Source organism: Mycobacterium asiaticum (genome assembly GCF_001673635.1).
GTDB lineage: Bacteria > Actinomycetota > Actinomycetes > Mycobacteriales > Mycobacteriaceae > Mycobacterium > Mycobacterium asiaticum_C.
On the sequence record NZ_LZMH01000083.1, the window covers coordinates 194,651 to 208,414 of the forward strand.

The 13,764-nt window shown below is 67.1% G+C and carries 14 protein-coding genes; 8 read left to right on the forward strand and 6 right to left on the reverse strand.

Annotation, left to right across the window (positions count from 1 at the left end):
- Positions 1 to 43 precede the first annotated feature (43 nt).
- Positions 44 to 592, forward strand: a complete 549-nt coding sequence (locus A5645_RS25760; RefSeq protein WP_065131502.1) for a TetR/AcrR family transcriptional regulator — start codon at positions 44 to 46, stop codon at positions 590 to 592.
- Between the two features lie 25 nt (positions 593 to 617).
- Positions 618 to 1,775 carry an acyl-CoA dehydrogenase family protein gene (locus A5645_RS25765; protein ID WP_065131503.1) on the forward strand — a complete coding sequence of 386 codons (1,158 nt, stop codon included), beginning with the start codon at positions 618 to 620 and terminating at the stop codon, positions 1,773 to 1,775.
- Here the strand turns inward: A5645_RS25765 and A5645_RS25770 are convergent.
- Both A5645_RS25770 and A5645_RS25775 read right to left on the reverse strand, forming a co-directional pair.
- Positions 1,772 to 2,470 (reverse strand): mycothiol-dependent nitroreductase Rv2466c family protein, encoded by a 699-nt coding sequence (locus tag A5645_RS25770; RefSeq protein ID WP_414467386.1) that lies wholly within the window; start codon positions 2,468 to 2,470, stop codon positions 1,772 to 1,774. The genes A5645_RS25765 and A5645_RS25770 overlap by 4 nt on opposite strands.
- A 43-nt stretch (positions 2,471 to 2,513) precedes the next feature.
- Complete coding sequence (locus A5645_RS25775) at positions 2,514 to 2,933, reverse strand: protease inhibitor I42 family protein (RefSeq protein WP_065034965.1); 420 nt, start codon at positions 2,931 to 2,933, stop codon at positions 2,514 to 2,516.
- Positions 2,934 to 3,161: 228 nt separating this feature from the next.
- On the opposite strand from A5645_RS25775, the gene A5645_RS25780 reads away from it, so the two are divergent.
- The 4 genes from A5645_RS25780 to A5645_RS25795 all read left to right on the forward strand — a co-directional run bounded on the left by A5645_RS25780 (position 3,162) and on the right by A5645_RS25795 (position 8,098).
- Positions 3,162 to 4,271 (forward strand): DUF5685 family protein, encoded by a 1,110-nt coding sequence (locus A5645_RS25780; RefSeq protein WP_065131504.1) that lies wholly within the window; start codon positions 3,162 to 3,164, stop codon positions 4,269 to 4,271.
- 34 nt (positions 4,272 to 4,305) lie between these two features.
- Complete coding sequence (locus A5645_RS25785) at positions 4,306 to 5,898, forward strand: Na+/H+ antiporter (protein WP_065034967.1); 1,593 nt, start codon at positions 4,306 to 4,308, stop codon at positions 5,896 to 5,898.
- Positions 5,899 to 5,961: 63 nt separating this feature from the next.
- A complete protein-coding gene (locus tag A5645_RS25790; protein ID WP_065131528.1) occupies positions 5,962 to 6,579 on the forward strand; it encodes a TetR/AcrR family transcriptional regulator in 618 nt (205 codons plus the stop codon).
- A 22-nt stretch (positions 6,580 to 6,601) separates the two neighbouring features.
- The gene (locus A5645_RS25795; protein ID WP_301337004.1) at positions 6,602 to 8,098 is read left to right on the forward strand and encodes an FAD-dependent monooxygenase; all 1,497 of its coding nucleotides are present in this window, start codon (positions 6,602 to 6,604) and stop codon (positions 8,096 to 8,098) included.
- On the opposite strand, the gene A5645_RS25800 is transcribed toward A5645_RS25795, so the two are convergent.
- The gene (locus A5645_RS25800; protein ID WP_065131506.1) at positions 8,095 to 9,345 is read right to left on the reverse strand and encodes a cytochrome P450; all 1,251 of its coding nucleotides are present in this window, start codon (positions 9,343 to 9,345) and stop codon (positions 8,095 to 8,097) included. The two genes, A5645_RS25795 and A5645_RS25800, sit on opposite strands and share 4 nt — an antisense overlap.
- The gene (locus A5645_RS25805) at positions 9,342 to 9,890 is read right to left on the reverse strand and encodes a TetR/AcrR family transcriptional regulator C-terminal domain-containing protein (protein WP_065034970.1); all 549 of its coding nucleotides are present in this window, start codon (positions 9,888 to 9,890) and stop codon (positions 9,342 to 9,344) included. Before A5645_RS25805 ends, A5645_RS25800 begins: the two co-directional genes overlap by 4 nt.
- A gap of 46 nt (positions 9,891 to 9,936) precedes the next feature.
- Between A5645_RS25805 and A5645_RS25810 the strand changes: the two genes are divergently transcribed.
- Entirely contained in the window at positions 9,937 to 10,794 is an 858-nt protein-coding gene (locus tag A5645_RS25810; RefSeq protein WP_065131507.1) for a TIGR03619 family F420-dependent LLM class oxidoreductase, read from the forward strand.
- A 1-nt stretch (position 10,795) separates the two neighbouring features.
- Here A5645_RS25810 and A5645_RS25815 read toward each other — a convergent pair whose 3' ends face one another.
- A complete protein-coding gene (locus tag A5645_RS25815) occupies positions 10,796 to 11,254 on the reverse strand; it encodes a hypothetical protein (protein WP_253867147.1) in 459 nt (152 codons plus the stop codon).
- Between the two features lie 7 nt (positions 11,255 to 11,261).
- On the reverse strand, positions 11,262 to 12,326 hold the full coding sequence (locus tag A5645_RS25820; RefSeq protein ID WP_065131508.1) for an NAD(P)H-dependent amine dehydrogenase family protein: 1,065 nt from the start codon (positions 12,324 to 12,326) through the stop codon (positions 11,262 to 11,264).
- Positions 12,327 to 12,389: 63 nt separating this feature from the next.
- Between A5645_RS25820 and A5645_RS25825 the strand changes: the two genes are divergently transcribed.
- The gene (locus A5645_RS25825; RefSeq protein ID WP_065131509.1) at positions 12,390 to 13,247 is read left to right on the forward strand and encodes a sulfurtransferase; all 858 of its coding nucleotides are present in this window, start codon (positions 12,390 to 12,392) and stop codon (positions 13,245 to 13,247) included.
- Positions 13,248 to 13,764 lie beyond the last annotated feature (517 nt).

The following is a 13,764-nucleotide window of genomic DNA, read 5'->3' on the forward strand; positions in this document are numbered from 1 at the left end:
GGGTTCCCGCCAATGCACCCATGTAACCCGTAAGCTGCGCTTCATGGCGACCAATAACCGTCTGTCGGTGGACGATTGGCTGCAAGCCGGCTTCGCGATCGTGGCCGAGGAGGGCCTCAACGCGCTCAAGGTCGATCGGTTGTGCAGTCGACTCAACGTGACGAAAGGCAGTTTCTACTGGCATTTCGCCGACATGGCAGCCTACCGCCGTGCGCTGATCGAATCCTGGGCACAGCTCAAGGACGAAGACCGCAACGAGATCGAGCAAATGAGCGATGTCGAGCCCAGGGAGCGGTTGTCGCGCATGATGGCCTCGCTGGTACGTCCCCGGCAGTGGTCGCTCGAGCGCGCCATGCGGGAATGGGCCCGCTCCGACGAGACGGTTGCCACCGCCGTCCACGCGGCCGACCGCCGTACCCTCAAAGCCGTACGAAAAGCGTTCTCCGACTTCGGTTTTGAACCCGAGGATGCCGAGTTGCGCGCTCAGGCCACGTTTGCCGCCGGCCTCGGGCTGTTGCATCTGTCCGCCCCCGCGCCCAAGAAGGAAGCGTTGCAGCGCGAAAGATTTCTGGACTTCCTGCTGCGCCCTTGACCATACTAAAAGGTATGGTGTCTGAATGACCGTGGCCATACCTGTTGTTTCCGATACCCTCGTCGAGCGACTCAGACAACGCGCGCGACAAGCCGAGAACCTGCGGCGGCTACCGGCCGAAACCATGGTCGACCTGGGCGAGTCGGGGCTTTTCGATCTACTCAGGCCGGCCCGCTACGGAGGTTGCCAGGCCGAATTCCCGTCCCTGCTGGAACCGGTTCGGCGCCTGGCACACGGCTGCGCCTCGACCGCATGGACGGCCGGATTCTTCACCCTGCACAACTGGATGCTGGCCCTCTTCGACCGGCAAGCCCAGGAGGAGGGCTTCGCGAGCAGGCCGTTCCTGGCCTCGTCGCCGCTGGCACCCACCGGGCGCGGCACCCCTGTCAACGGTGGCGTCCGGCTCAGCGGGCGCTGGTCGTGGGCCACCGGCGTGATGGAAGGGAACTGGACCATCGTCGGCGCTCTCTGCGGCCCCGACGACGCGATCTACCCCGCGCTCGCGCTGCTGCCCGCCGCCGACTTCACGGTGGCAGACGTCTGGCAGACCGACGGCATGCGCGCCACCGGCTCCAACGACGTCGTCGTGACCGACGTGTTCGTGCCGACGCACCGACTGGTCAACGTCACCGACATTTACGCAGGCACCACACCGGGAGCAGACCTGCACGACACCGACCTGTACCGCTGGCCGATGGTGCCCGCACTGTCTTTTCTGGCCGCCATGCCGGCGTTGGGAGCGGCCGAACGCGTGCTCGAACTGTTCACCGAACGGCTCTGCGAGCGCGTCATCGCCTACGAGGGCAGCCGACAGAAGGACAAACCGATTGCCCAGGCGCGCCTGGGCGAGGCACGTGTCCGGTTGCGCGCACTACCGGGATTGCTGGACGACAACATCGAGCGCATCGAGGCCATCATCGCGGCCGGAGATCGGGTGCCGCGTGCCGTGCGCGCCGACGCCCGCCTTGCGGCGGCCCACATCGTCAAGGAATCACGCAGCGTGATCGGCAACCTGCTCGAGGCCTCGGGGGCCAGCGCGCACTTCCTGGACAACCCGCTGCAGCGAGCCAAACGAGACGTCGACGTGCTGAGCGGGCACGTCATCTTCGACTACGACACCAGTCGAGAACTGGCCGGCGCCTTGGCGATTGGGGCAAAGGTCTCGCCGTTCGCGATGGTCTAGCGGCCGGCGAGCCGATCGACGTCGACGACTTCGCCGCGATTGATACTGACCCAGTCCCGACCGTCGAGATAGGGCCGCAGGCTGCGGCCGATCAGTTCGGCGTCCGCCGCCGACTTCGGCCGCTGCAGTTCGTACACGTGCGGAAACTCTGCCATGCCGGTCACGACTTGCCACAGTTTGGTCGCGTCCACACCCGTCGGGGGGTTCACCAGCACCGGACCGAACAAGCACTGCCCGTTGAGGAACAGCGTTGGGACCCCGAAGCCGCCCGCATCGAGCACCCGCTGATGCTCGGCGCGCACCTCGTCGTGGGTGGTCGGATCGGCAAGCGCCGCATCGAGATTCGCCGGATCGAAACCGATCTCCACGAGCAGCCGGCGGGCGACTTCCGGATCGTGCGGCTTGCCCCCGCGGTCGTGCAGTTCGCGCCCGATCACGGCATACCACTGATCGAGCAACGCCATGTCCGTTCGGCGCAGCAACGCGCCGATCCGCATCAACGACCAACCATAGGACCAGTCGCGCTCCCACGGGTGCTTCTTGCCTTCGACCCTGTTGACCTCTTCCAGGCTGAAGAACCGCCAGTTGATGGTGAGGCCCACCTGCTCACGGACCGCGCGGATCCATACCGAGGTTTGATAGGCGAACGGGCACATCGGATCGAAGTGGAACTCCACCACAGTCTCGACCGGCACTGCCATATCCTTCCTCCTGATCCCAAAGCTATTGCGCGGGAACTTATTGCACCGTCACATTGGCGGTGAAGACGCATGTCGGCGCGGCGTCGCCCACGATGCTGCCGTAGCTGGCGACGATGGTCGTCTTGCCGCGGCGCAAGGTGGTGAACATCCAGACCTCGGTACCGGGGGCACCAACCCGGTCGGTGTCTGCGTGGATGTACTCGTGGCCGGTCTGCTTCAGGACGGTGGTGTCCGCGATCTTCGGGTCCGGTGTCCAGCGGTACGGGGTGCTGTGATTGGCTCCCAGCGAGACCTTCAGCGTCTCCCCGACCGCCAAGGTGACCTCGCGGCTGATGGCGCTCTGGTTCAGCACGTCGTCAATGGAGACCTCGACGCTCTTGGCCGCCCTCCCGTTCCCGCCCGAGCACCCCACCAGCAGTAGCAACGCTGCCGTCGACGCCAGCAACCTGACCTTCATCCCAGCACCATAGCCCCATGACCGCCGCCCGCCGAGACCTTCGGCAGCGCAATACAACTGGACTGCGCGGATGCGGCTCTGCGAGCGCACCGAGTGCGCCGAGCCCAGCATGCCGCGCGCGCTCAAACCCCTATCGGCACACCAACTTTCACCACCGGCCCACTCACCGCGCCACACCCGAACACCGATTTCGGCACACGTCAGCAAACCGTCCGGTAGCTTCAATGCGTGTTTGGCATCATTCGGCCGTGCCGGCATCGGCTCGGCGGCGAACTCAGCGCGGCCTGGCGAGCTCAATTGTGCGGCCTGTGCCTGGCGCTGCGCGACGACTATGGGCAGGCCGCCCGGATCGCGACCAACTACGACGGCTTGATCGTCTCGCTTCTGGTCGAAGCGCAATCGGACAGTCAACCGACCCGCCGCACCGCCGGGCCGTGCCCACTTCGCGGCATGAAGCGCGCCGACGTGGCAACCGGCGAATGCGTTCGGCTGGCCGCCGTCGTGTCGCTGGCACTCGCCGCCGCCAAAGTCCGTGACCACGTGGACGACCATGACGGCCTGGTCGGGGTGGGCGCGGTACGGCCCGCGGCACGCCGCCTCGCCGAACGCTGGGTGCGCCGAGGCACCGATACCGGCCACACGTTGGGCTTTGACGCCGGCGTGCTGATCGCGGCGATGGACCGCCAGACCGCATTGGAAGCCGCGGCCGGACCCGGCGGCTCGCTGCTCGAGGTGACCGAACCGACCGAGACGGCCGTGGCCGCGGCGTTCGCCCACACCGCGGTGCTGGCCGGTCGCCCGGCCAACACGGCGCCGCTGACCGAGATCGGCCAGCTGTTCGGGCGGGTCGCGCACCTGTTGGACGCGGTCGAGGACTATCACCACGACGTGGCGCACGGAAAGTGGAATCCGTTGGTTGCCACCGAAACGCCCGTCGCCCAGGTTCGGGCGCTGTGTGACGACGCGGTGCTCGGTATCGAACTGGCCCTCAACGACGTGGACTTCACCGATGGACGGCTACCCCGGCGACTGCTGACCAAGGAGCTGCGCCGCGCGGTATCCCGCACCTTCGGTGCCACCGCTCCCCGCGCCAACTACCCCGGTTCCGGCACTCCGCACGGCCAGCAGGAGGGCATCAATTTCGGCGATCAGGGGTTCGGCAGCTTCCCGGGCGCTCCCGGCGAGCTTCCGCCCGAGGTGCAGCCCAAGAAGGAAGGCTGCTGGAACACCTGCACCGATGCCTGCTGCTGCGACTGCGAGTGTGACTGCTGCTGTGACACCTGCTGTGAGGGCGACGGCTGCTGTTGCGACTGCGGTGACTGCTGCGACTGCTCGTAGCGACACCACCTGACCGATAGGCAAAGATGGGCACGTGTTTGCGCTCATCGTCATTGTTGCGCTGGTTACCACGGTGGTCCTGGGGACCATCCTGGGCCAGAAGTACCGCGTCGGTCCCCCCGTCCTGCTCATCTTCCTGGGTGCGCTGCTCGGCCTGATCCCGCGTTTCGGCAACATCCACATCCAGGGCGAGCTGGTGTTGTTGCTGTTCCTGCCCGCAATCCTGTACTGGGAGAGCCTGAACACCAGCTTCCGCGAGATCAAGGCCAACATCCGGGTGATCGTGATGACCAGTGTCGGCCTGGTGATCGCCACCGCGGTCGCGGTGTCGTGGACAGCGCGCGCGATGGGAATGGAGTCACACGCGGCCGCGGTCTTGGGTGCGGTGCTCTCCCCGACCGACGCCGCTGCCGTCGCCGGCCTCGCCAAAAAGCTGCCGCGACGCGCGCTGACCGTGTTACGCGGAGAGAGCCTCATCAACGACGGCACCGCGCTGGTGCTGTTCGGCGTGACCGTCTCCGTCGCCGTCGGTGGCAGCGCGGTCGGCCCGTTGGCGCTGACCGGGCGGTTCATCTATTCCTACCTGGGCGGCATCGCGGCGGGCCTGATCGTCGGCGGCCTGGTCACCCTGTTGCGGCGCCGCATCGACGCGCCACTCGAAGAAGGCGCTTTGAGCCTGTTGACACCGTTCGCGGCGTTCCTGCTCGCCGAGGAATTCCACGCCAGCGGCGTGGTGGCGGTGCTGATCTCCGCGCTCGTGATCACCTACGTCAGCCCACGGGTGATTCGCGCCCGGTCCCGGTTGCAGTCGTTTGCGTTCTGGGACATCACGACGTTTCTGCTCAACGGCTCATTGTGGGTGTTCGTCGGGGTCAACATCCCGGCCGACATCCGCGGCATTGTCGGCGTGCACGGCGGCATTCGGCACGCCGTCTACATGGCCTTGGCCGTTACGGGCGTGGTGGTCCTTACCCGATTTGCGTGGGTCGAGCTCACTACCGTGCTGGGTCGCGCCATCGACAAGAGTCTGCGGCACCCGCCGACTCATGTGGATTTCCGGCAACGCTGCGTCACCAGCTGGGCCGGTTTCCGTGGAGCGGTGTCACTGGCGGCGGCGCTGGCCATACCCCTGGAAACACACACCGGTGCCCCGTTCCCCGACCGCAGCCTGATCATCTTCGTGGTCTCGGTCGTCATCCTGGTGACCGTCCTGGTACAGGGCAGCACGCTGCCGGCCGTCGTGCGGTGGGCCCACTTGCCCGAGGATGTCGCCCGCGCCGAGGAAGTACAGCTAGCCCGTGCCCGCGGCGCCGAAGCGGCGTTGGCGGCGCTGCCCGAGGTCGCGGCAGAACTCGGTGCGGGCCCCAAGATCTTGGCCCGGCTGCAAAAGGAGTACGAGGAGCACGCCATGCTCGTCGAGGCCGGTGCCGATGATTCGCCGAACAACCACTTGGCCGAAAAGGGTGACCTGATCCGGGAGATCCGGCTCCGGGTGCTGGACCGTAAACGCCAGGCCATCACCGAGCTTCGCGACCAGCGCCATATCGATGACATCGTGCTGCGGGAACTACAGTCCACCCTGGACCTGGAAGAGGTGCGGCTGCTGGGCCCCGCTGACGCAGGATAGCTGCCTGCCAGGCATTTTTGCCCGGTAGGCAAAATCTGGCTATCGTGGTGCCCCGTGACCACTTTGGGGCTGCGGGAACGCAAAAAGGCCGACACCAGACGCGCCCTCAGTGACGCGGCGTTGCGGTTGGCGTTCGACCACGGTCTGGAGAACATCACCCGGGAGGACATCGCCAACCTCGCCGGGGTGTCGCTGCGGACCTTCACCAACTACTTCGCCGGCAAATACGAGGCGCTGGCCTACCGGCAAACCGAACGGATGCGCCGCAGCGTCGCCGAACTGCGCCGCCGGCCCGCCGACGAACCGTTGTGGACCGCAATCACCAACGCCGTGCTGACGCCCCTGGAAGAGGACTTCGCCGAATTCGACGGTGAGGCGAACTGGTTGCCCAGCCGCCAGGAACTCGCCGAGGTCCGAAAGTTGTTGCTGAGCCCACAAATCCGCGATGCGGTGGCCAAAGACCTGTTCGACGGGTGGCTCGAGGCCATCGCCGAACGCACCGGCACCGACCCCCGGCGCGACATGTATCCGCGCCTGGTGGTCGCTGTCGTGCGTGCCGTCGGCGACGCCGCGGCGGATGCCTATGTGGCGGCCGATCCTCCGGTTGCGATCACCACGCTGATCCGCGACGGACTGGCCGCCGTCGCCGCCGGTCTGCCCATGCCCGTCCGACGCTCATGACCGTCGAGAAAGCCCAGTCGTCATTTCCGGTGCCGGCCCCAACGGGCTGATGCTGGCCTGCGAGCTTGCGCTCACCGGTATCCGACCGGTGGTGTTGGATCTGCTGCCCGGCCCGAGCTTGGAGCCCAAAGCCAACGGCCTTGTCGGCCAGGTCGTTCGGATGCTCGATCACCGGGGGCTGTACCAGACCTTCAGTGGTGAACCGGGCCCGCCGCAACCGAGCCTCGGCTGGATGTTTGCGGCGATGCCGCTGAGCTTTTCCGGCCTGGCCGACAACCCGATGTACGCGCTGCGCATCTCTCAACCGCGGCTGGTGCGGTTACTGGAGAGGCGGGCGCGCGACCTGGGTGTCGATCTGCGCTGGGGGCATGAACTCACAGGCTTGCAGGCCGGACCGGACTCCGTTGCGGTGCGGGTCTCTTCACCCGAATGCAACTACACCATCGTCGCCGATCACCTGGTCGGCGCCGACGGCGGGCGCAGTCCGGTTCGCAAAGCGATGGGCATAGACTTCCCGGGCAGCACCTCACCCACCGTGGCCCGGCTCGCGCACGTGCACATCCCCGAGGGGCTGCGGGACGGGCACGGCGGCCTGGAAATCCCCGGCTTCGGCAGACTCGGTTTCGGCCATACCCGTTTGGATCGGGGCGGGTTGATATACGCGGAGTTCGAACCGGGTAGGCCGTTGTTCGGCACGTTCGAAGTCGGCCCGCCCGTTGAGAACACCCCGATGACGGTGGCCGAACTACGGGAGAGCGCACGACGAGTGCTGGGTGTCGATCTGCCGATCAACGAACCCAAAGGTGATGGACCACATGCCCTTCGGCGGCTCAACGGGTGGAACACCCGTCAGGCCGAGCGCTACCGGGACGGTCGCGTGCTGCTGTTGGGCGACGCCGCCCATGTGCACAGCGCGATCGGCGGACCGGGCCTGAATCTCGGCCTGCAGGACGCGGTGAACCTCGGCTGGAAGCTGGCCGCGGAGATCCACGGGTGGGCACCGCCGGGGCTGCTCGACACCTACCAGTCCGAGCGCTACCCGGTCGGGCAGCGGGTGATGATGCATTCGCTGGCGCAGACCGCGCTGATGGCGCCGGGGCCGGAGGTGGGTGCGCTGCGCGAATTGTTGGGTGAACTGTTCAGCATGCCAACGGTGTTGCGGCACATGGCCAACCTGCTGGCAGGCTCGGACGTCCGCTACGACGTCGGCGATGACCATCCCCTGGCCGGGCGCCTGGTTCCCGACCTGACGCTGGATGGTGGCCGGCGGGTCGCCGATCTGTTGCATCAGGGGCGCGCGGTGTTGCTCGACCTGTGCGGTGGTGGCGCCGCGGTGGCGGCCGCCGGGTGGTCTCACCGGGTGGAAATAGTGCGTGGCGCGATCGCCGAACCAGCCGCCGCGGCGATGTTGATCCGGCCCGACGGTTATGTCGCCTGGGCCGCCGACGAATTCAGTGGCTCCGCGGAACAGAATCTGCAATTGTCGCTGCGGCGCTGGTCTGGCCACCCCGACGACTAACCGGTGCTACAGGGAAGCCGTTTGATCCCATGGAAGAACGACGACCGCAGCCGGTCCGGCGGTCCGGTGACGGTGAGTTCCGGCACGTTCGGATACAGCTCCTCCAGCAGCACACGTAACTCGAGCCGGGCCAATTGGGCGCCGAGACAGAAGTGCACGCCGCCGCCCCCGAACGCGGCATGCCCGGCGTCGGTGCGGGTCACGTCGAACTGATCGGCCTCCTCGAACACCTCCTCGTCACGGTTGGCCGAAAGGTAGTGCATCAGCACCCAATCCCCGGCGGGTATCCGCTGCCCGCGGATGTCGACGTCGCGGGTGACGGTGCGCCGGAAGTGCATCACCGGCGTCGCCCAGCGCAGCAATTCCTCCACCGCGGGCTTGACGGCGTCGCGGTCCGCGGACAGCAGTGCCCGTTGTTCGGGGTGTTCCGAGAGCGCCAAGATGCCGTGGCTCAGCGTGTTTCGCGTCGTTTCGTTGCCGGCAATCGCCAGCAGCAGGAAGAATTCGTTGAGCTGGTCGCGGTTGAGTTTTTCGCCGTCGACCTCAGCGGCCAGCAGTGCGGACAGGATGTCGTCGGTCAGGCCGTGCTTACGTCGCCGCGCGACGAGTTCGTTGCAGTAGGAGAACATCTCGGCCGCCGCCTGCCCGAGCGCTTCGGGTGTGGGCGCGTAGTCGGGATCCTCGATGCCCAGGGTTCCGATCGCATTGCTCCAGCGGAACACCTCCAGCCGGTCTTCGGCCGGCACGCCGAGCACGTCGGCGATGACCTGCAGCGACATCTCCGCAGAAATGTCGGGCACCGCGTCGAACTCACCTTTGTCCTTGATGTCGGCGACGATCCTGCGGGCCACCTGTCGCATGTGGGGTTCCAGGCGCAGCACGTTGCGGGCGGTGAAGCCCTGGTTGATCAGCTTGCGGTAGTGCACATGCCGCGGCGGGTCGATACCCGGCAGCATCGCCGAGGTGGGGCCGGCCGCGACCTCGACGAGGGTGTTGCCCCTGCTGCTGGTGAAGGTATCCGTGTCGCGGCTGACCAGTCGCACGTCGGCGTGCTTGGTCAATAGCCACGCACGGGGCAGTCCGGACATCTGCACCGGGTGCACGGGGGCGTCCGCGCGCAGTCTGGCGAGCGCGTCGAACGGGGCACCCACCACGAATGTGTCGGGATCCAGGACGGCCGCGGCGTCTCGATCGGCCTGGCTGTCCTGGTTTTCGACCACCAGCGAACCCAGTCTCGGAACGGTCATGACTCCCCCTCTGATGCCTTGATACCGGCGATGACCACATCCAGACCGGCACGGAACCGCCTGCTGGAATCGCGCTGACCGCGCGCCTCCGCCAAGCTCACCGAGCCCAGCAGGTAGGTGTACAGCACCGTGTGTGCGGCGGCGGCAGCTGCTTTGGTGAGCCCGGCCTCGGCGAGCAATGCACGGCTGAGCCGATCGAGCCGACGGGCGCGCTCCCCGCCGGCGCCCGTCTGCAGAATCCCCGCCACACCCGGCACACTGAGGATGACTTCGCGTGCCGCGCAATATAGTTCGACAAGCCGGGCATCCCAGGGCCCGGCAGCCGGGACTGGAATGTCGGCCAGCACCGATTCGGCGAGCAGATCCAGAGCCGCTTGCTTTCCGGGTACGTGGTAGTACACCGATGGTGCCGCGGCGCCCAGTTCGGCGGCCAACTCCCGCATCGTCACCCGCTGCACGCCGCTGCGCCGCGCCAGCTCGCGCAGCGCGGACACCACTCGGGCGCGGTCCAGCTCGCCGTATGCCCGGCGGACCGAGCTCGTCATTCGAGCCACGTTCGAATCAATTCGAGCACTGTTAGAATCTAGCGCGATGAGCATCTCGGCGGCAAAGCTGTCCATCTCGACGCCCGTGCTGACCATGTTCCCCGGCGTCAGCGCCGATTGGGAGATCGATGCCACGATCGAGGACGTCGCCACGATTGCCGAGTCCGCTGACCGCCTCGGTTACCACCACCTGACCTGCAGCGAGCACATCGCGCTGCCCGCCGGCGAGCGGGGCCGCCGCGGGACCCGCTATTGGGATCCACTGGCGACATTCGGGTATCTCGCCGCCCGGACACACCGAATCCGGTTGGCCACCAACGTCTTGGTGCTGGGCTATCACCATCCGCTGGAGATCGCCAAGCGTTACGGCACCCTGGACAGGATCAGCAACGGCAGGCTCGTCCTCGGTGTCGGCGTCGGGTCGCTCAAAGAAGAGTTCGACCTCATCGGTGCGCCGTTCGAGGATCGCGGACCGCGCGGTGATGACGCCCTGCGGGCGCTGCGTGCGGCTCTGTCGTCACCCGAACCGGCTTACCGCGGTGAGTTCTATTCGTTCGGCGGCATGGTCGTCGACCCGAGCGCGGTACAGGAGCACCTTCCCATCTGGGTCGGCGGCCGCACGCTGCGCTCGCTACGTCGAGCGGTCACATTGGCCGACGGCTGGGCACCCTTCAGTGTGTCTTTGGAGCAGGCACGAGAGTGGTTGGGCCGCTTCGATATTCCACCTGGTTTCGAGGTGATACTCGGCGCCCCAGGCCGTGTGGCCCCGCTCGAGGAGCCGGACCGCGCCCGCCATCTCATCGGTGAAGCGCTCGAACATGGCGCCACCAGAGTCGGCGTCACCCTGGCTCACACGTCCCTCCAGCATTACCTGGAGGGGCTCCAAGCGCTGGTGGAGTTGTGATTCAGAGGGCGCCGGCCGCCCAGGTACCGGCCGGGTAGGGCGGTACCCGCCCGGCCAGGACACCGTCGGTGAAGGTGCACAGCGCGTCGGAAACGGTTCCGGCGTCGGCAAGTACGATCGCCGGCCCGTTGGACGGCGCCCGCGCGACCACGGCCTGCCAGAAGTAGCCCACGCCGCCGTGCTCGTACCAGACGAACCAGTCATCCCCGTGGCTGCCGGCCCGAATCAGGCGCCGGAAGGGCAGATCCGGGTCATCGACCGAATCCGTCTTGTTGAACGGCGCACCGATGTCGGCAATTGCCGGGAGTAGTTTGCTTAGTTCGGTTGGCAATTGGCTCAGGTTCTGCACTTCCCGCACCGGTGTCTTCAGGGTGCAGTTCGTGTCGGGTAGCGCCGCAGCTGGGATTGCGGTCAGGAGGCTGAGAACCAGCGCGCACGTGATCAGGTAGATGATCGGCACTGTCTTCTCACGTGCCCGCGTTTGCGCCGATGACGAGGTCGAGCGAACTCAGCAGTCCCGGCCTCGCGCGGTGCACCGCCGGTATCGCATTGACCACCCGCGCCGCGGTTGCTGCCGAGCCGGGCAGGTCGCCGCCGTTGAGTGAAAAGTCGAGCTGCACCGGCGGTTCCCCCTCGACGGTGATCCGGGTGAACCGCCGGCTGGGGCTGCCGGGTGTGATCACCGGTGCCCAATCCTCCACCGGCTCCTCGGGCATGGACCAGATCGACGAATAATGGATGCGCGGTTGACCTCCGACGACGACGTCAAAACTCATCCGCACGCTGGCGATGGTGCCCGGCGTGATCTCACCGGCCGCGAAGCTGTAGTGACGATCGGCCACTGCCACGTCGCGGTGCTCATGGATGGCCGCGACCGTCATCCCGAGGCCTTGGGCCAGCAGCCGCAGCGGCGGCTCGAGGTGTGGGACCATCGCCCCCGGCGGGTACATCCGCGCGTCCTGCTCGGGCGTGCGGCCGAAGCCGAGCATCGTGAAGAATCCGGGCACGCTGTAGGAGCCGCACGGGATACGTTCCTGGACAACGACTCTTGCGGGATCCGCGCTCATACTGGCGGCATGCAGCGCGAGCATGTCACTGGTGAAGCCGGGCGCAATCCCCGTCGCCAGCAGCGAACTGTTGCCTTGACGGCCGGCCGCGTCGAGTCGGTTTCGCGTGGCGTCGTCCAGCGATGCGGGGTGGAACAGCGGCGGGTAAGACGGGATGACGACGTTTTTCCCGCTGGCCAGCAGGCCGCACAGATCGTCGATGACGGCGCTGCCCGCACGGCCGGCGACCGCGCCGAAGTAACTGACGCAGTCAGCCTCCAGTGCCAGAAAGTCCGTCATGCTGTCGGTTGCCAGGACGCCGGCCGGTGGTTCGCCCACCAGCTCACCGGAATCGCGGCCCACCTTCTCGGGACTGTGCACCAACTGGCCGACCAGTTGCAGGTGCGGTGCCCGCAGGATCTGTCTGAGCGCGATCGACCCGGTGTAACCGGTGCCGACATGCGCGACCCGATATGTGTTGCCCATCCCGGCTCCCGTTTGCCGCTGCTATCCGTCAGGAGCCTACGCCTAGCCGGATACGGTGGACCGATGAATTCTCGCAACGCTGTGCTCATCACGCCCGCCGAACTAGCCGAGCGCATCCATGCGGGCGGGCCTCCGGCGATACTCGATGTGCGCTGGCGACTCGATGTTCCCGATGGGCGCCCCGCCTACCTGGACGGTCACATACCCGGCGCGGTGTATGTGTCCCTGGAGGACGAACTCAGCGATCACAGCATCACCGGGCGTGGACGTCACCCCCTTCCGTCTGGGGACAAGCTGCAAGAAGCGTTGCGGCGCTGGGGAGTTCGCGAAGGCGTACCGGTGGTGGTGTACGACGACTGGAATAGGGCCGGTTCCGGGCGGGCATGGTGGGTGCTGACCGCTGCGGGCCTGCCCGACGTGCGGATCCTGGACGGCGGATGGGCCGCGTGGCTTGCCTCCGGTGGCGCCGTGGAGACCGGTGCGGTGGACCCGCAATCCGGGAATGTGACTGTGCCCCAGCAGGATTTGTATGCCGGCAGCCGGCCCACCTTGACGGCCGAGCAAGCCGGCGCGGGCGACGTGCCGCTCTTCGATGCGCGCGCGAAGGAGCGTTATACCGGTGACTCCGAAACCGTCGATCCGGTCGGCGGGCACATTCCCGGCGCGAAGAATTTGCCTTTTGCGACGTTGCTGACGGCCGACGGGACATTCCTGGACGATGCGGGGCTAGCGCGCATGTTGTCCGAGCGCGGTATCGATCCGGCCGTGCCCGTCGGGGCTTACTGCGGATCGGGCGTCACCGCCACCGTGGTGATCGCCGCGCTGGCCGCCGCCGGCCACGAGGCCGCACTATTCCCGGGGTCCTGGTCGGAGTGGAGTTCGGATCCCGGGCGCCCCGTCGCCCGCGGGGTTGAATCGTAGCGTCTTCGGGAGGATCCGGGCGCCGGGGAGCCGGCGGATCCCGCGGAGCCCGCGGAGCCCGGGGAGCCGGCGGAGCCCGCGGAGCCCGCGGAGCCCGCGGAGCCCGGGGAGCCCGGGGGCCCGCGGAGCCCGGGGTTCCCGCGGAGCCCGGGGTTCCCGCGGAGCCCGGGGAGTATGTGCATCGTTGCCCGCCTTTCAGCGACAATGTCGCTGAAAGTTATTTAGCCGCAGCAACTGTCGATGGTTTGTCGCTGCAAGCCGGGCAAAGGTCACTGTCTCAGGCGAGGGCAAGATGCGCATGGCGCCCAGCTAGCCGGAATAGCGCCCAGCTAGCCGGAATACCGCTCAGCCGGGCTCCCCGGCCTCCCCGGCGCTCACCAGACCGATCCCACACCAGCCCCATCGCAGTAATCTCTCAAGCCGCCAGCACCGCCCAGGCGTTCAGCGACATTGTCGCTCCAAGCCGGGCAACGACGCACATACTCCCCTGGGCTCCCGCGGACGTCCCAGGGCTCCC

Excerpts from the sequence above, each read along its gene's own strand:
- A5645_RS25760 (WP_065131502.1), top strand. The coding sequence starts at position 44 with ATGGCGACCAATAACCGTCTGTCGGTGGACGATTGGCTGCAAGCCGGC.
- A5645_RS25765 (WP_065131503.1), top strand. The coding sequence starts at position 618 with ATGACCGTGGCCATACCTGTTGTTTCCGATACCCTCGTCGAGCGACTC.
- A5645_RS25775 (WP_065034965.1), bottom strand. The coding sequence starts at position 2,933 with ATGAAGGTCAGGTTGCTGGCGTCGACGGCAGCGTTGCTACTGCTGGTG.
- A5645_RS25800 (WP_065131506.1), bottom strand. The coding sequence starts at position 9,345 with ATGACCGTTCCGAGACTGGGTTCGCTGGTGGTCGAAAACCAGGACAGC.
- A5645_RS25805 (WP_065034970.1), bottom strand. The coding sequence starts at position 9,890 with ATGACGAGCTCGGTCCGCCGGGCATACGGCGAGCTGGACCGCGCCCGA.
- A5645_RS25810 (WP_065131507.1), top strand. The coding sequence starts at position 9,937 with ATGAGCATCTCGGCGGCAAAGCTGTCCATCTCGACGCCCGTGCTGACC.
- A5645_RS25820 (WP_065131508.1), bottom strand. The coding sequence starts at position 12,326 with ATGGGCAACACATATCGGGTCGCGCATGTCGGCACCGGTTACACCGGG.
- A5645_RS25825 (WP_065131509.1), top strand. The coding sequence starts at position 12,390 with ATGAATTCTCGCAACGCTGTGCTCATCACGCCCGCCGAACTAGCCGAG.